Here is a 17,796-nt window from a genome sequence, read left to right on the forward strand (position 1 = left end):
CTAATCCACCATCCATCCCCCAATCGTCCTCATGGCACTATCGAAATTCACGCCGACTTTTATAATCCGTTTACCATCTGCCATATAAAGAACATATATACAATCACGATTGCGTAACTGCTCAAAGTTCTGTATTCCTATCGGGTAACGTCTATAATTCTTGTCCATATCTGCTTTTGTTTTTACAAGTCACATCTTGTTATGGCAAAGATGATATATATCACAGAAACTTCACTCTTCGAAAAAAGAATCAATTCCATAGCATCTCCATGCAACCTCCATGCAATCTCCGTAACATCTCCATACCCGGTCCGTATCTGCTCCGTATCAGTTCGCTTCCTATAGATACGGAGATGATACGGAACAGATACGGACCGGGTACGGCCTTGACAAGGCTACATTAAATTTCCTTTTTTAAACTAACGAATAGATATTATTCATCCTTACCGCGCATTTGCAGTAGATACAAATGCACAGTAAGGATGTTTTTTAATCAGATGTTACACAATCATTTTAAAGTGCTCAGTGTAAGCTTACCAGCCTTTAAACCTTTAGCCTTAGCCTCGAAAACGATTTCACCGGGCTGCTCGGCTGTTTGCACAATTGCCGTTAACTGACCGCTGAAGGCAGGCATCTTCGGCAAATGGAATAAATCGAGTGAAGTAGCATCACCATTGGCAGCAGCACGATAGCGACCGGCACCTTTCACGGAGAAATTAACAAGGCGGTTGTCGGCGGGACAAAGATTGCCGTCCTTATCAACTACACGGATGGTGATGTAAGCCAAGTCCTTGCCATCAGCTTTCAACTGACTGCGGTCGGCAGTCACTTCCAGATGATGAGGTTTGCCGGCAGTACGGATTACTTTTTCTTCTACGGATTTGCCGGAAGCATCATAAGCAACAACTTTCACTTCACCCGGTTCGTAGGGAACATCCATCCATATCAGACGATAACGGCGCTGCAAAGCAAAAGCATCTTTCCCTTGCAATGCTTTACTCTCTTCAGCAGTGAGTTTATGCTGTTTGCCAAAGCTTTTGCCATTGACAAAGAGTTCGGCTACCGGATAACTTGTGTAAACAAACACAGGAGTGTTCTCTCCTTCCCTACCCGGCCAAGTCCAGTGCGGAAGTACATGAAGCGTATTTACATTCTTGTTCCAAAGGCTACGATAAAGATAGTAACGGTCTTTGGGCAGGCTGGCAAGATCGATGATACCGAACAGCGAGCTATGGCTCGGCCAAGCATCCGTATCGTAGGGAGAAGGTTCACCCAAATAATCGAAACCGGTCCAAACGAACTGACCGATAGTCCAGTCATAATCATCAGCAAGAGCAAAGTCTTCGTCAGGGACATTAGACCAGGAGCAGTGTTCCAGGTCATAACCGGAAGATTGATGATCTTCATACTTTGCATCGCCACGCTTCTCTATCGGGAATTTATATACACCACGGGAACTTACAGTGGAAGAGGTTTCTGAACCGAGCACAATATTCTGTGGCAATTGCTCATATGCCTCCAGGTAGCGGTGCGCACGATAGTTCAAACCGGGAACATCAATCATGGCGGCAAAGCCATTCTTCAGGACACAAGTCACTTGGTCCATACCGCAAGTTACGGGACGTGTCGGGTCTTCACGATGGCAGATGTCCTGCAAGAAAGAAGCTACTTTATAGCCTACGGGACTACATTGAGTGGGAACTTCGTTACCAATGCTCCACATCACTACACAAGGATTGTTGCGATATTGATGCAACATATTTATCATGTCGCGCTCCGCCCACTCGTTGAAGTAGCGGTGGTAACCATTGGCACATTTGGCAATGTCCCACTCGTCAAAAGGTTCCACCATCATCATGAAACCCATTTCATCACAAAGTTGCACCAATTCCGGCGCAGGCATATTATGAGAAGTACGGATAGCATCGCAACCCATATCTTTCAGCATAGTAAGCTGGCGGCGTAAAGCGGCAACATTGATAGCCGCACCCAACGGCCCAAGATCATGGTGATTGCACACACCCTGGAATTTACGGTGCTTACCATTCAGAAAGAAGCCTTTGTCAGCTATAATCTCTATGCTACGGATACCGAAACGAGTGGTATATTCATCCGTTTGTTTGCCATCGGCATAGATTTTAGAAACTGCTTTATATAAATAAGGTGTCTCCGGCGACCACAGGCAAGGAGCATCGACCAGGAAGTTTTGTTCGAAAGGCTGGCCATGATTAATCTTACGGGTGTTATCCTTGATTGCCACCACCTTCCCATCGGGCGAGATAATCTCCGTTACGATGCGGAGGTCTTTTCCTTCGTCATTGGCGATGGTGGTCAACAGACGGACCGAAGCATATTTATCGGAAACATGAGGTGTGGTCAGTTGTGTGCCCCATACGGGAACATGTACTTTCTCGGTAGTCACTACACGCACATTGCGGTAAAGTCCTGCACCGGGATACCAACGGGAAGATTGCGGTTTGTTTTCCAGACGGACAGCAAGCGTATTACCACTACCGTCTTTATTCAAAAGAGAAGTGACATCACAATGGAAAGAGTTATAACCGAAAGGCCAGAAACAGGCTTCCTGTCCGTTGACGTAAACACGGGCTTCGCTCATGGCACCGTCGAAGACAAGGGTGGTTTGTTTGTCGGCAGGAGCATCGAAGGTAGTGCGATACCAACCGATACCGACGTAAGGCAGTCCTCCTGTACGCCCAGTCTTGACAGAGGCTTTTTTCTCGAAGTTCTGCGTCACGGCTACTTCCTGCAAATCGTTGCTGCGGTCGAAGGGACCGAAGATGGCCCAGTCGTGAGGGATGGTTACGGTTTCCCACTTGCGATCGTCGAAATTTGTTTGCATGGCTTCGGGAATGTCTTCTTTGGTAAATTTCCAATTCTTTTCCAACAGTGTTTCCGTACGCTGTGCCTTTACCATCAAGGAAGAAAGAACACAGCAAGAAAATAAGAATAATATCTTTTTCATCATCAATCAAGAGTTTTTATTGAATCATTATTATTTAAAAGCATCCATGATAACGGTAGGATAACCATCTTCGGTAAATGCACCCAACCGATATTGGCTCGGCTTGCACTCCGGCTCCCAGTAGAATACTCCCTTACAACGCCCGTTCGTATTCTCACGGCATTCTTTTATGATGCGGGCCATCATGGTCTTTCCTTCGGCAAGGACAGATGCACTCGCCAGTTTTCCATTATTATCTGCACATTCCATACCTGTTTCCACAACCATCACATCGCAATTGTATTTCTCACTTACTTTCTTGATATTAGCAATACAGTCTGTTATGGTTTGCCCGGCGGAGGTTTCTTTTCCACTCTCTAACGCCCAATAAGGATAAAGTGACATGCCTATCATATCCCATTTAGCACCATTGTTTTTCAGAATATCCAGATTCCAGTTATAGAGGCTGTTGTCAAAACCATTATCCAGATGTACAATCACAATGGCCTGCGGGAAAACAGTCTTTACGGCATCATATCCGACAGCAAACAATCCGGCATATTGTTTCGGGTTCTGATCGGCTTTACCCATATCCCATAAGAAACCGTTACTGGTTTCATTGCCTACCTGTACCCATTTCGGAGTAATCTGGTTGTCCTTCAACAACTGCAACACTTCAGCGGTATGGTTTGCCACATCCGTCTTCATCTGTTCGTAAGAGTGGGATTTCCATGCAGCGGGAATATTTTGTTTACCCGGATCAGCCCACCAGTCACTATAGTGGAAATCCACCATCAAATCCATCCCCAAACTTGCAGTCCGTTTTGCCTTAGCCAGCAAATCTGCTTTGTTGCACCAGTTATCATGCTCCTCTGGATTCACCCAGACCCGGAGACGGATTGCATTCAGACCGAGGTCCTTCATCAATTGAAAACAGTCTGTTGCCGTACCGGTGGCATTGTAGAATTTCATGCCTTTGTGTTCCATTTCCGTTACCCAACTGATGTCTGCACCTTTAGCAAACTCAGCAGTAGGAGTTTCTTCATCATCAGGAAACAGACCTGAATCAGGTTCTGTTCCATTATTGCTACTACATGCCAATATGGCAAAAGCAATACAAAACAGGAAAGATAAAAATTTCATGTGTTTCATGGTAATATGATTATCAATGATACAAATATAGAAAATTAATATATACTATTCCAACCAAATGCTGCCTATCTCTATTTCAGCTTCCTTGCCGGCACTCCCATCGAAGGAAAGTTCGAGGCTTTCAATATTCTCTATCCTGAAAGGAAGTTCCGTTTCCGGATAGAAATACTTACTGAGAAAAACCGGATAGACGGGAGGCAGCAAGGCAGTATTCGTTTGTTTCAGTTCTGAAAGAGGGACACGGACAATGCCGTCGGCAGACGAAATGCACGAAGCAAGATAAGTATATCCATCAGAAGTGATAAAACCTGCCCGAAGCCCTTCCGGCATCTTCTTCGCTTGCAGGCAAAGAGTACGACAGGCAGCAAGGCGCTCGGGACATCCGCTGATATCATCTTTTATGTAACGGCGAAGGAAATAAACAGGTTTCTCACTTTTGGATGTAAATGTCACACGCAAGGTCGGCCTCTCCACCGGACCATTCTCTATGACCTGACGGTTTGTACGGCTCCATTCGGGTAAAGTATAAGTTTCCAAAGAGGAAGCATCTGCTCCATTCGTAATGAAAGACTCACTGATGTTGCATGAAGTATTCACACAGAAGAGCGTGAGAGGCTGATGTTTGGTTAAGGTATTAGTCAGCCAGAAAGCTTCCGAAGTATAATCCCAATCCAAGGGACTTTTAGCTATCCCGGCAGGAGATGTTTGTCGCTTATCACCTTTACAAACAACGATATTATACTTAAAGCTGCTTTCTTTCAATTGAGCGGCAGGTATAGTTGCACGGTAAGTATATCCACTTGTATAGTTCATTTTTATATATGGATTTTTCTCGTTCCAGAAGGAGACCCGGCTGGTATAGATAATCACTGAATCAGGCTTTTCATTACCTGCTACGATGGTTTCTATTTGCAAATCCTTACCAGCATCAACCATCCGGGCAGGCTGATGGTTGATAACATAGGAATCCGTTTGACAACAGTGTGGCTGAAAACGAAGGGGGTGTACATACTCGCCTAAAATGATGTTATTCCAAGACTTATCGGTAGTCCATTGCTGAGTGGCGGATGCACCTTCGCGTTGCAGAAGATAGACACCCGGACGAAGGGATGAAATCTTACCATCAGTCGCCTGCGCATGGAAAGTATTGTCAGCATTCAACCCGTTCACCCTGAAATGTTTACCCAAGTCCGGCAAGTCCAACGTCATATCCCACTCATTAGAAATGATGCGCATCACTTCTTTATCAAGAGAAGGCTTGGCAAACGGATCGCTCACCTGCACCACATCGGGCATCACTTCAAGACGCCAAACGCCCGCTTCCAGTTTATCTATCCAATAAACACCCGTGCCCTCATAGCGGACAACAGGAGAACTGCCGCATCCGGCAATAGCACGAAGCCGCGAAGCATCTTTCGGAAGGGACTGCGTTGTATTGGAGTAGTAAAATTTTTCTCCGTCGTTCAGTTCACTCAAATCCTGCACGTAGCTGACGCGGAAGTCACGGAACAGTGTATCTGCCGGATAACTACCGAAACTCTCTCCCCTACCCACTTTCTGCGCCACTTCTGCGGCAATCATCAAGCCGATAGCTTTGTTGGGAGTATAAGCCACGTTCAAGTAATGAGTCTGATATTCGGTATTATATGCCGCCATGCCGATGGGGTCGTAAGCAAACTGCGTAATCCATTGGAAGCCGGCAGTACGGAACGTGCGAACGGTGGCGGGATAGAGATAAGAGTAGAGATTGTCCGCAGGGTCAAATTCATAAACCAGACGGGCTTTCTTATTGAAGCCTTTCAAATCGGAGAAAGGAATATCATATCGATCTACGGAAGGCAGGAAGTTGCCTTTACGGGTATGACCGGAAACAAGGCCGACGGGGTACCATTGATAGGTAGTTCCCTGAATAGCAGTATCATAGTAAGCCTCAACGACATGTTGGTTGTGACTGACATTATAGAATACTGGCTTGCGATTGCCGGCACGCTTCAGGGCTGATAGCATTTTGTTGATATAATCACGCGTCTCAGTCACCGTGCCCGGATGGCAGGGCTCGTTGTTGATTTCAAAACCCACAATGTAAGGATCGTCTTTATAGGCATGGCCTGTATAGGTGTTGACGTGGCGCACAAGGGCGGCAATGTACCTCTCTTGTGCGGCAATAGCTTCGGCATCGCTATGAACGGCGCATTTATCATAATTAGAAGAGAAGCCTCCGGTGGGTTGGTTACGTTCGGGGTAACCATTGCCGAAGTTGGTTTGGGCGGTGATGACGGTGCGGATGCCGCGTTCCTGCAACTTATAGATAAGATAATCCAGTAATTCCAAATGTTCATTCTCCAGAAGATTACCTTCGCCGTCGGAGATTTCAACGTCCCAGACGTGGATGCGGTAGGCATTCAGCCCCAGACGCGCAAAATGGTAGACATCACGGTCGATAGCAGCTTTGCGGTCAATGCCCAGATACCCCATAGCCCGATAAGCGTGCGCAAAAGGCAGGGTGTAGTTCACGCCAAAAAAAGAAGCTTCTTTCCGAGTATCGGACCAGCGCATGACGCCGTGACCGTCTATGTAAATAGTAGGGATGCTTTTGGATGCTTTGTTTTGTGCCGGGACAACTGCCGTCAGCAAACAAGTAATCAGGAGTAAAATGTGTCTCTTCATGTCATCAAACTAAAGTTGGTTTTCTGTTGACAAAAGTAACGGAGAAGAGGGATTCACGAAAGTATATTTCGGACATAAAAGGATAATATTGAGACATGAAACGACCGTAGAACACCTTGTGAGAACGATTTGTGTTAAATGAGCAAACAAAAGACATGAAATGCCGTTCTCTACAAAAGCATTTTTCAAGACCTAACCTAAAAGATTTATGAGTATGAACAAGCTGAAGTTTTCTTTCCTGCTTCTGATGTTTCTGGCATCAGTTCCGGTTTTTGCCGACTATGCTCCTGTCAATGTACAGGAAGCTTTAAAAAAGATGTATCCCGAAGCTAAGGACGTCGCCTGGACTCGGGATGAAACGTATTATGTGGCAGACTTTATGTTGAATGGCTTCGACACCAAGGTCTGGTTCAATGCCAATGCCTCGTGGGCAATGAAGCAGACTGACTGGGAGACTATGGATGAAGTGCCTCCCGCAGTTTACAATGCATTCGCCGCCAGCCAGTATTCCGACGGAATGGTGCAAGATGTGACGTTGGTTCAGTTTCCCCAAAAACAATCGGTGATTTCCGTAATAGTGGGAATGGCGAATACACAAACCAGATACCAACTGTTATTCACCCCCGACGGAGGACTGGAGGATGAGCGGAATGCTACTTACTTTAATAATCTACTGGGAGCCGAGGTGTTCCTAAACTCTTAACTTTGCCAACTAAATATATTGCTTAGGCGTCACCCCAAACTCCGCCTGAAAGCACTTGGAGAAGTAAGAGTGATTGGAGAAACCAACCATGTACATCACCTCGGCAACCGTGAACTTCTGTTGCTTCAACAGCATGGCAGCTTTCTTCATGCGGATGGATTTGATATACTCCACAGGCGTCATGCCGGTGAGTTGTTTTATCTTGCGATACATCTGCTTGTTGTTGGTACTTGTCCATTCGCAGAGGGCATTCACATTCAGTTCGGAGTCTGAAATGTGCTCTTCAATCAGATGGATAATGTTTGCCAGGAACTTCTCATCGTAAGAAACAGCCTCGATTTCCTTCGGGGCGGCAAGGGCTTCAATGCGGGCTTTCGTCTCGTGCATCTCCCGGGCAGCCAACAATTGTTGTACACGCGAAAGCAGAATATCCGGTTCGAAAGGTTTGGGAATGAAAGCCTCGATATTCAACTGGATACTTTCAAGTTCCGTCTCCTTATCGCTCTTAGCCGTCAACAGGATAATGGGGATAGTGGAAGTAGGAATGTGCTTTTTGAGGCAGCGCACCATTTCAAGTCCGTCCATCACGGGCATCATGACATCAGCAATGATCAGATCGGGAGATAATTCCATCGCCATTTCCATACCTGTTTTGCCATTCTCCGCTATGCGGCAACGATATTTTACGTGCAGTATCTGGTAAATAAACTCGGCTATTTCCTGGGTGTCATCCACTATCAATATCAGCGGAGCTTCCGGGCTGACTGTCTCTGCGTCAGAAGAAAGCGCATCAACCGACATCTGCTCCGGACTGACAACCGGCAAGTTCAGCATAACGGTAGTCCCTTTATTTTCTTCCGAAGTGAGCAACACGCTACCTCCATGCAGTTCCGTGTAAGTCTTTACAAGATAAAGGCCGATACCTGTCCCCTCTTTTTGTCCTGCCGTCTTGGGCGACTGGAAGAAGCGCTGGAAGATATACGGCTGGTCCTGACGGGGCACACCGATACCTGTATCGGAAACTGAAATATGCACTTCTTTTCCCTCATCAGGAATTTCCAAGCGAAGTGTGACACTTCCACCCTCCGGAGTATACTTCACTGCATTGGACAAAAGATTATCCAGAATGGATTCCAGCTTTATAGCATCCATCTGTATGTATATCTTTTCCCGGTCGGTATGAAAATCAAATGTGAGTTGCTTCTCCCTCGTCTTTTCTTCCGCATACAGGGTAAGCAAGCCGCGCACGAAGGAAACCAACTCTATTTGCGACAAAATCAACAGCGCATTGTTGCCACTGTCCACCCGGTTGAAGTCCAGCCCCTGATGGATGAGCGAATTCAGCTTCATGGCATTGTGCTGCACTTGTTCCAGTTGCTTCTTCTCCTGCGGGTTCTTTATAGCGGGGAGCATCCGGCTGATAGGCGCAATAATCATGCTCAACGGAGTCTTCAAGTCGTGGGAGAGATTCGTGAAGAATTCCATCTTAGCCTGAGACTGCTCCAGAATTTTCTCTTTCTCCAGACGCTCCAGTTTCAGACGGTTCTTCACACGGAAGAAGTTGATCGTCCAGAGTATCAGAACAAGGCATAGCAAGACATAAACGGCCTTTGCCCAGGGAGTGTAGTACCAGGGCGGAATGATATGAATATCCAATGCATACGTCTTTTCGGACGGCTTTCCATGTGCATCCAGTTTGCTCACTATCAGGCGGTAGTCACCATAGTTCAGGTTATTATAAATAATCCGATTGGTATTTGGCTTCAGCAAGTTCCATTCACGGTCTACACCTTCCAAGCGATACAACAGTTTGCTTTTTTCTTCAAGAGAATAAGGCAAGTCGGAGAGTTCAAAAACAAGATTATTCTGGTCGTAGTCCAGATTTATACGATGTGAGTAGCGGATGCCAGGCTGGTAAAGTTGGTTGTTGACATAAAGGGCGGTTAATATCAAAGGCTGTTCAAGGTGTTCTGCCAGCAAGGCTTCCGGTGAAGATATGGCAAAGCCATCTGCCGTACCCAAATAAAATTCTCCGCTTGTCTTATCAAAGAACATGCTGGTGAAACGCTTGTCTGTGATATTCAGCCGACGGACTTCCAGAGTCTGCTGGTCCGCTACCCAGAAACCATCTGTGGTAGAAATCCAGATGCGGCCATCAGCTTCGGCCATGGAAAGCACCTCATAATGATTATAAGCATCAAAGGGCAACATACGGATACTGTCGTTTTCGGGAGTCACGCGCATCACTCCGCCGGGGAAACCTATCCAGATGTAGCCGTCTTCGGCACAAAGGATAAAGTTGGGAGTACGATCGCCTTTCAGTTCACCGACGGCAATATGAGTTACTTCGCCAGTACGGGGATTTATCTTTTCGATGCTGTTGGGGCTGTTATAGAGCAGGGCCCATACGTTCCCTTCCCGGTCAGGAATCATCTGGTTGATGAACATGCCGAACAGGCCGTTGTGGATGGAATAAGTCTTCTCCGCCATATATAATCCGCCGGAAGAACGCATGAGGTTTTCCTTATCTACAACAAAGATACCGCCGAGGCAGGTGGCTATCCAGAGTTGCCCGTCACGGTCTTCAAAAAGGCCATACGCCCAATTGGCGTTGTAGCGGCGGGTGCTGTCCACTATATTATAATGTATAAACTGGCGTTTCGTCGGGTCGTAGCGACTGATGCTGCCATCCGTAGCCACCCAGAGTTGTTGCTCACGGTCTTCGTAAAGATGGCGTACCCGGTTGTGGGACAAAGGATATTTCCGGTCTCCCATCTTATACCAGGCAACGTCCTGTTCTCCATCCATAAGAGCGGTGAAGCGAATGAGGCCGTTCGTGCCGCCAAACCAATAAGTTCCGTACGTATCGCGCAGCATGGAATAGAACTGGTTGCCCTCCCCTGTTCCGGTAATCTGCGAAATAGGGATATGACGCAACACACTGTTATGGCGGGACATGGAGATGCCGTAATCCGTACCCAACCAGACGTTATGCTCACGATCAGCAAAGATGGCCCAGATGATATTGTTAGAAAGGGACTGGAGGTTTCGGGAGTCATGAACCACGTGCAGCAGGGATTCATCCTCCTGATAGACGTACAAACCATTGTCCGTGCCTACCATCAGTCGCCCGTTTCCGTCCAGTGCCAGTGACTTGACGGAGTTATCATGGAAAGCATCTATCCTCTGCATACGTCCGTCAGCAAGAGTATATTTGAAAAGACATCCTTCCGTACCTATCCAGATGCAACGGCGTGTGGCATCTTCCAGGAGTGAGTTGACAAACTGGTTACTTCTTCCCCCGGTGACGGGAAGTTTTATTGTTTCAAAGCGCCCGGTGGCGGGGATGTAGCGGCAACAACCATTGTATGTGCCAATGTAAAGGTTACCATCCGAAGCGTGAATAAGGGAATAAATAGTCTGGTGTGGAAGTCCTTCGGTGATGGCAGAGAGCCGGCGGGTTTCCGGTGAGTAAGTATAGAGACCATTCAGCGTTCCCAGCCATAAGATGCCGTCATGCAATGCCAATGTACGGATATCTGTCGGGAAATCCGCCTTCGGTTCTTCGTAAGTATCTGTCCGGTAGTTATAAATCAGTAAACCGTTATCCGCTCCCAAATAAAGATAAGTGCTATCTACTACTTCACCACAATAAATCCGTGTATTGTTACGTTCACCGAATGTAAAATGAGGTTGTGAAGAATAACCATCGTAACTGAACAAGCCTTTGTTGGAGCCTATCCATATCAATCCTTGTGTATCTTGCAGAAAACAACTGATGACAGATGCTTCCGCTCCCAGACTGATATTATCAAACAATCGGTAATCGGACTTCTGCCCCGCCAGGCTGCAAGGAAGCCACATCTGTAAGAGTATAAAAAGGGAAATAATATGTCTGTGCATACACTGGGTTATGTTAAAGGTCCGGACAAAGATAGAATTTATCTGGAATAAATCTCAGGCATTGAATAGAAAATTCTCTAACCTGAGGTTTTTATCAACAAAGTCTGCAAACGTTTGCACTATTCTATAACCCGATAATTCTCAACGAAGAAGCTTTTTCTCAGCTATTCCTCTATTTTTGCAATCGGATTAGTTCGCTTTACATTTTTTAGTTTGGCAGCTATCCTCATTTACATTACCTTTGAATAAGATAAGCTGTACCTCAGCAATAAAAATAAGCAAGCTTATTTTGAACTGCTTTCGGTTTGCATTATCTTTGGCTGAAACAATTTATATACCATGAATAAACCGCAGATAACCATCAAGGATATTGCCCGGGCGTTGAACGTCTCTCCATCCACTGTGTCGAGAGCACTGAAGGACAACCCGGATATCAGCCAGGAAACCCGCAACCTCATACACGCTTATGCCAAGGAGCATAACTACAAGCCTAATGTACTCGCTGTTAATCTTCGTGCCAGCCGCTCGAACACAATTGGTGTGATTGTACCTCAGTTGGTGCACCACTTTTTCTCGTGCGTGCTGAGTGGAATAGAAAAAGCGGCGGGCAAAGCGGGGTATAATATTCTGGTAGCACAGAGCAACGAATCTTATGAACAGGAAGTAAAGATAGTGCACTCATTCCTTGCCGCCCGCGTCTGTGGCGTGATTGCTTCACTGGCAAAAGATACTTCCCAATACGACCATTATCAGGAGTTGCTGAACAACAACATCCCCATTGTTTTCTACGACCGCATCTGTACGGGACTAAAGACGGAACGGGTGGTAGTGGATGATTATGCCGGTTCTTTCGCCGCTGTGGAGTATATGATACAGACCGGCTGCAAACGCATTCTGTTTTATGGCGCAGCGCCTCATCTGGAAATCACCAAGAACCGCCGGAACGGGTATCTGGACGCAATGAAGAAGTATAAAATTCCTGTGGATGACAGCATGATTATGTTGTGTGACACGCGTGAACGCGCCATAGCCATCACCCCGGATATATTGGAAGGTTCCAATCACCCGGATGGTTTCTTTGCCATCAACGATGAAACGGCCTCAGGGATTCTTTATGCCTGCAAACTGGTAGGGAAAAGAGTCCCCGATGAGGTATCCATCTGCGGATTTACCGACGGAGCAATTGCCCAAAGCACCGACCCGAAACTGACAACCGTGGAACAACATGGTGAGGAAGTAGGAAAAAGCGCTTTCAGTATTCTGATAGACAAACTGGAAGGGAATGATGAAAGAAGCAGTAACAAGATTGTAAGGACAAATCTTGTGGTAAGGGGAACTACAAAGTAATTAACAAAATATCTAATATAAGAATGAAAGTAAAACCCGATTTGAGCTTTTGGAAGCTGTGGAACATCAGCTTCGGTTTTTTCGGCGTACAGATTGCGTACGCCTTGCAGAGTGCAAACATCAGCCGTATTTTTGCAACACTGGGTGCAGACCCGCATAGTTTAAGTTATTTCTGGATATTGCCACCGCTGGCGGGTATTCTGGTGCAACCCATTGTGGGCGCTGCAAGCGACAAGACGTGGACACGCTTCGGACGCCGTATTCCTTACCTGTTTGTAGGCTCACTGGTAGCCGTACTGGTGATGTGCCTGTTACCCAATGCCGGAAGTTTCGGTATGGCAGTGAGCACAGCAATGATATTCGGACTGGTATCGCTGATGTTTCTGGACACTTCCATTAACATGGCAATGCAGCCGTTCAAAATGATGGTGGGCGACATGGTGAATGAAAAGCAAAAGGGGCTTGCTTACTCTATCCAAAGCTTCCTGTGCAATGCCGGTAGTCTCGTAGGTTTCCTGTTCCCGTTTATCTTTACATGGATTGGCATCAGCAATGTAGCTCCACAAGGTGTAGTTCCCGACTCGGTGATTTATTCCTTCTATATCGGCGCCGCTATTTTGATACTTTGTGTCATTTATACCACAGTGAAAGTAAAGGAGATGCCGCCTGCTGAATATGCAGAATACCACGGCATCACCGAAGAGGAAGAAAAAGAAAAGATCAATATGGTGAAACTGCTGGTGAAAGCACCGAAAGCTTTCTGGACAGTAGGTTTGGTTCAGTTCTTCTGCTGGTTCGCTTTCATGTTCATGTGGACATATACCAACGGTAGTGTGGCAGCCAATGTATTTGATGCCCCGACAGTGGAAACAGCAGTAAACGGCATCAGCAAAGTAGTGTTGGACACCAAGAGCACTCAATATCAAAATGCTGCCGACTGGGTAGGCGTATTGTTTGCCGTACAGGCTATTGGCTCTGTACTGTGGGCTGTCTGTATCCCGTTGTTCAAAGACCGCAAACTTATCTACTCCCTCAGTCTGGTATTGGGTGGATTGGGTTTCATCTCCACGTATTTTGTTCATAATCAATATGTACTGTTCATCTCCTTCTTACTGATTGGTTGCGCCTGGGCAGCTATGCTGGCATTGCCTTTCACCATCCTGACCAATGCACTGAGCGGTGGACACATGGGAACTTATCTGGGCCTATTCAACGGTACTATCTGCATTCCACAGATTGTGGCAGCTTCACTGGGTGGAAGTATTCTGGCTCTGTTCACTCCAAAAGGAGTACTCCCGCCCGAGATCAATATGCTGGTTATGGCGGGTGTTATGCTGATTATTGGTGCTATTTGTGTGTATTTCATCAAAGAGACAAAAGGAGAACAGGTGAAAGCATAATCCTTACGAATGAAAAGAAGTAGCCACGAGCTACTTCTTTTTTTTATCAACGGGTTAAATTTTGTCTTCTTTTTTTCCTCTTACTGCCGTTTATCCGTTTATTTGTTTATCTTTACGGCCATAATCACCAACGAAATACACGCCATGAAGAGATACCTTAAAACCGATGAATGGAATATTATTGAAGATAACTTTCACGCTGATAACCTGCGAATGTCCGAAAGTATATTCAGCCTGGGGAACGGACGCTTCGGACAACGGGGGAATTTTGAAGAGCCTTATTCGAGCGACTCGTATCGCGGTTCATTCGTAGCCGGCATCACTTTTCTGGATAAAACACGTGTAGGTTGGTGGAAGAACGGCTTTCCCGCTTTCTACACCCGCATTCCCTATGCGGCAGACTGGAGTCGTGTCAGCCTCCGCCTCATCGACGAAGAACTGGATCTGGCACAGTGGGATGTAAACAGTTTCAACCGCAGGCTCGATATGAAAGCCGGTATCTCTTACCGCGACTTTGAAGTGACCTCTCCCAGAGGAAACCAATTGTGTATACACGTAGAACACATTGACAACATGGCACACCCCAATTTGTGCCTGGTGAAATATAACGTAACTTCCATCAATTATACCGGCAAGATATCACTCGTCCCTTCTCTGAATGCCATCATAACAAACAAAGATGATGAACAGAGTGAAAAGATATGGAATATCCTGCGTTCCGGCGTCACCAAAGATTGTGCATACTTATGGACACAAACCCGGCGGGAAGATGCACAAGTATGTTATGCCATGACATATCATTTCTTCAAAAATGGCAAAGAAACCACATCCAATCCCATACGAATTGAAAAGGAAAAACAAACCGGATTCAGCCTTGGGGCAGACGTGAAACCGGGGGATAACATCACGCTCATCAAATACACAGCTATCACTTCGTCACTCTATTATGAACGTCATGACCTGATTGAGCATTCCATCGCCGAAGCCCGTCAGGCCAAGGTTTCCGGTTGGGAAACATTGGCTGACGATCATCAGCAAGCCTGGAAAGATATTTGGAACGAAATGGACGTCACCATCGAAGGCGACCCGGAAGCGCAGCAGGGTATCCGGTATAATATCTTCCAGCTATGCCAGACGTACCGGGGAGATGACCCGCGCCTGAACATCGGCCCCAAAGGATTTACCGGTGAAAGATATGGTGGAAATACGTACTGGAACACGGAACTTTGCTGTGTGCCGTTTTTCCTGCTCTCCACTCCGAGAGAGATTGTGAAGAACCTGCTGATATACCGCTACAACCAATTGCCCAAAGCCATAGAAAATGCTCGGAAACTGGGTTTCAAAGATGGTGCCGCACTGTTTCCGCAAGTGACCAATAACGGTGAAGAGTGCCATAGCGAATGGGAAATCACCTTCGAGGAAATACATCGCAACAATATCATTGTATATGCCATTGCACAGCACGCAGCATTGACAGGTAGCAAGGATTACGTTGCCAAATACGGCTTGGAAGTGATGATTGCCGTCTCCCGCTTCTGGAGCCAGCGTGTATCATTCTCAAAGCCAAAACAAAAGTACGTGATACTGGGCGTGACGGGACCGGATGAATACGAAAACAACGTGGATAATAACTGGTACACGAACTATTCGTGCGTGCAATGCCTGCGAATGACTCTCAGATACATTGAAATCATTGCCGGAGAATATCCGGACGAATACGCACGTGTCCGCCGTGTCACCAACCTCCGCCAACAGGAAGAAGCTGAACGTTGGCGCGATATCATCGACCGCATGTACCTGCCGGAAGACAAAGAACTGGGAATCTTCGTACAGAATGACGGCTATCTGGACAAGGAGTTGAAAAGTACCGACGCCATCCCGCCTGAAGAACGCCCCATCAATCAGCATTGGTCCTGGGACCGCATCCTGCGTTCGTGCTACATCAAGCAAAGCGATGTTTTGCTGGGTTTATATCTGTATTATTTCCATTTTGATAAAGAAACTGTCCGCCGCAACTTCGAGTTTTATGAGGCTATGACGGTGCACGAATCTTCACTTTCTCCTCACATCCACTCCATCCTTGCCGCCCGCATCGGTGAAGTGGAACGGGCCTACCAACTCTTCATGCATGCTACCCGCCTCGACCTGGATGACTACAACAACGAAACACACCAGGGACTCCACATCACCAGTATGCCAGGCAGTTGGCTTGCCATTGTGCGAGGCTTTGCAGGTATGGAAGTTCTGGAGAATACACTGAGCTTTTCACCCGTTGTACCGGAAAAATGGAAAGGTTATTCGTTCCAAGTGAATTATCAGGGGCGTACATTATACATGCACATAGGAAAGGAGATAAAAATCTCGCTGATTGCCGGAGATGAGTTGAACATACAAGTATACCAAAACGTTTATAGCCTGAAATCGGGCACAGACTTAAAGCTCAGGATAGAAGACTAAAGTCTGCTTGTCATAACAAAGCACAATAATAGAAACCGGGAGAACATTTTTCTGTTTTTCCGGTTTTATGCATTTATACCTAAACGAACAACTTGTATGAAGAAAATCTATCTGTTCGCCCTTGCCGCGACGCTGCTTGTCACGTCGTGCGGGCAAAAGAAGGAGGGTGAAACCGCCCTTATCCGGCCTGTTAAGACAACGACCGTCAGTTCCCAATCGGTCATCCGGAAAGACTTCTCCGGAATAGTGGAAGCCGTGGAATACGTAAAACTTGCCTTTCGCGTCAGCGGACAAGTCATCAACCTGCCTGTTGTGGAAGGGCAACGGGTAAAGAAAGGCCAGTTGATTGCTGCCATCGACCCGCGCGACATCTCCCTGCAATATGCCGCCGACAAAGCAGCTTATGAAACTGCTGCCGCACAAGTGGAGCGCAACAAACGCCTGCTGGGACGCCAAGCCATCTCCGTGCAGGAATACGAAATCAGTGTAGCCAATTACCAGAAGGCAAAATCCGCCTATGAGCTATCCAGCAATAATATGAGAGATACGAAGTTGACAGCTCCGTTCGACGGTTCCATCGAGAAGCGCCTGGTGGAAAATTATCAGCGTGTCAACTCCGGCGAAGGCATTGTGCAGTTGGTGAATACGCAGAAGCTTCGCATCAAATTCACGGTGCCGGATGATTATCTGTATCTGCTTCGTGCAAAAGATGTGACATTCCAGGTGGTATTCGACAGCTATCCGGGAGTAACGTTCAACGCACGACTGGAAGAATATCTGGATATTTCAACAGACGGGACGGGAATACCGGTAACCATCAGGATAGACGACCCAGCTTTCGACCACAGCTTTTATGACGTGAAGCCAGGATTCACATGTAAAATCAAACTGGCTTCGGACGTAGCCCCGTTCATGGAAGAAAAGTTGATGAATGTTCCGCTCAGTGCTGTCTTTGGTGAGAGTGAAAATAAGAAAACGTATGTGTGGGTAGTTAAGGACGGCAAGGTAAGCCGCCGGGAAGTGACAGTATACTCTCCGACGGGTGAAGCCAATGTTCTGATTTCGGCCGGACTGCAACCGGGAGAAAGTGTCGTGATAGCCGGAGTACACCAATTGGTGGAAGGACAGACGGTGAAGGTAATCAATTGATATCGTTTGATACCTGGCAAAAAAGCCACGTGATGAATATCCCCAATAAACCTAAA

The 17,796-nt window shown here is 46.7% G+C and carries 10 protein-coding genes; 5 read left to right on the forward strand and 5 right to left on the reverse strand.

Features of this window, described 5'->3' with window-relative positions; all coding sequences use genetic code 11:
* The 4 genes from HMPREF9447_RS28670 to HMPREF9447_RS26215 form a co-directional block, all read right to left on the reverse strand.
* Positions 1-168: a hypothetical protein gene (locus HMPREF9447_RS28670; RefSeq protein WP_009132666.1), complete on the reverse strand. Its 168-nt coding sequence runs from the start codon at positions 166-168 to the stop codon at positions 1-3.
* 340 nt (positions 169-508) lie between these two features.
* Positions 509-2,983 (reverse strand): glycoside hydrolase family 2 TIM barrel-domain containing protein, encoded by a 2,475-nt coding sequence (locus HMPREF9447_RS26205; protein WP_044138774.1) that lies wholly within the window; start codon positions 2,981-2,983, stop codon positions 509-511.
* Between the two features lie 30 nt (positions 2,984-3,013).
* Positions 3,014-4,114 (reverse strand): glycoside hydrolase family 53 protein, encoded by a 1,101-nt coding sequence (locus tag HMPREF9447_RS26210; protein ID WP_009132668.1) that lies wholly within the window; start codon positions 4,112-4,114, stop codon positions 3,014-3,016.
* Positions 4,115-4,159: 45 nt separating this feature from the next.
* The gene (locus HMPREF9447_RS26215; protein ID WP_009132669.1) at positions 4,160-6,781 is read right to left on the reverse strand and encodes a glycoside hydrolase 5 family protein; all 2,622 of its coding nucleotides are present in this window, start codon (positions 6,779-6,781) and stop codon (positions 4,160-4,162) included.
* A gap of 214 nt (positions 6,782-6,995) precedes the next feature.
* Between HMPREF9447_RS26215 and HMPREF9447_RS26220 the strand changes: the two genes are divergently transcribed.
* On the forward strand, positions 6,996-7,484 hold the full coding sequence (locus tag HMPREF9447_RS26220; RefSeq protein WP_009132670.1) for a PepSY-like domain-containing protein: 489 nt from the start codon (positions 6,996-6,998) through the stop codon (positions 7,482-7,484).
* Positions 7,485-7,493: 9 nt separating this feature from the next.
* Here HMPREF9447_RS26220 and HMPREF9447_RS26225 read toward each other — a convergent pair whose 3' ends face one another.
* Positions 7,494-11,387 (reverse strand): hybrid sensor histidine kinase/response regulator transcription factor, encoded by a 3,894-nt coding sequence (locus HMPREF9447_RS26225; RefSeq protein ID WP_009132671.1) that lies wholly within the window; start codon positions 11,385-11,387, stop codon positions 7,494-7,496.
* A gap of 339 nt (positions 11,388-11,726) precedes the next feature.
* Here HMPREF9447_RS26225 and HMPREF9447_RS26230 point away from each other — a divergent pair, with 339 nt between their 5' ends.
* The 4 genes from HMPREF9447_RS26230 (at position 11,727) to HMPREF9447_RS26245 (ending at position 17,740) form a co-directional block, all read left to right on the forward strand.
* Complete coding sequence (locus tag HMPREF9447_RS26230) at positions 11,727-12,734, forward strand: LacI family DNA-binding transcriptional regulator (RefSeq protein WP_009132672.1); 1,008 nt, start codon at positions 11,727-11,729, stop codon at positions 12,732-12,734.
* A gap of 23 nt (positions 12,735-12,757) precedes the next feature.
* Positions 12,758-14,134 carry an MFS transporter gene (locus HMPREF9447_RS26235; protein ID WP_009132673.1) on the forward strand — a complete coding sequence of 459 codons (1,377 nt, stop codon included), beginning with the start codon at positions 12,758-12,760 and terminating at the stop codon, positions 14,132-14,134.
* Positions 14,135-14,278: 144 nt separating this feature from the next.
* Entirely contained in the window at positions 14,279-16,591 is a 2,313-nt protein-coding gene (locus tag HMPREF9447_RS26240) for a family 65 glycosyl hydrolase domain-containing protein (RefSeq protein ID WP_044138758.1), read from the forward strand.
* A 96-nt stretch (positions 16,592-16,687) separates the two neighbouring features.
* A complete protein-coding gene (locus HMPREF9447_RS26245; protein WP_009132675.1) occupies positions 16,688-17,740 on the forward strand; it encodes an efflux RND transporter periplasmic adaptor subunit in 1,053 nt (350 codons plus the stop codon).
* Positions 17,741-17,796: the final 56 nt, after the last annotated feature.

The sequence above is a fragment of the Bacteroides oleiciplenus YIT 12058 genome (assembly GCF_000315485.1).
Taxonomy (GTDB): domain Bacteria; phylum Bacteroidota; class Bacteroidia; order Bacteroidales; family Bacteroidaceae; genus Bacteroides; species Bacteroides oleiciplenus.

Coding starts and splice junctions, on each gene's coding strand:
- HMPREF9447_RS26230 (WP_009132672.1), top strand. CDS start 11,727: ATGAATAAACCGCAGATAACCATCAAGGATATTGCCCGGGCGTTGAAC.
- HMPREF9447_RS26245 (WP_009132675.1), top strand. CDS start 16,688: ATGAAGAAAATCTATCTGTTCGCCCTTGCCGCGACGCTGCTTGTCACG.
- HMPREF9447_RS26205 (WP_044138774.1), bottom strand. CDS start 2,983: ATGAAAAAGATATTATTCTTATTTTCTTGCTGTGTTCTTTCTTCCTTG.
- HMPREF9447_RS26220 (WP_009132670.1), top strand. CDS start 6,996: ATGAACAAGCTGAAGTTTTCTTTCCTGCTTCTGATGTTTCTGGCATCA.
- HMPREF9447_RS26225 (WP_009132671.1), bottom strand. CDS start 11,387: ATGCACAGACATATTATTTCCCTTTTTATACTCTTACAGATGTGGCTT.
- HMPREF9447_RS26235 (WP_009132673.1), top strand. CDS start 12,758: ATGAAAGTAAAACCCGATTTGAGCTTTTGGAAGCTGTGGAACATCAGC.
- HMPREF9447_RS26240 (WP_044138758.1), top strand. CDS start 14,279: ATGAAGAGATACCTTAAAACCGATGAATGGAATATTATTGAAGATAAC.
- HMPREF9447_RS28670 (WP_009132666.1), bottom strand. CDS start 168: ATGGACAAGAATTATAGACGTTACCCGATAGGAATACAGAACTTTGAG.
- HMPREF9447_RS26215 (WP_009132669.1), bottom strand. CDS start 6,781: ATGAAGAGACACATTTTACTCCTGATTACTTGTTTGCTGACGGCAGTT.
- HMPREF9447_RS26210 (WP_009132668.1), bottom strand. CDS start 4,114: ATGAAACACATGAAATTTTTATCTTTCCTGTTTTGTATTGCTTTTGCC.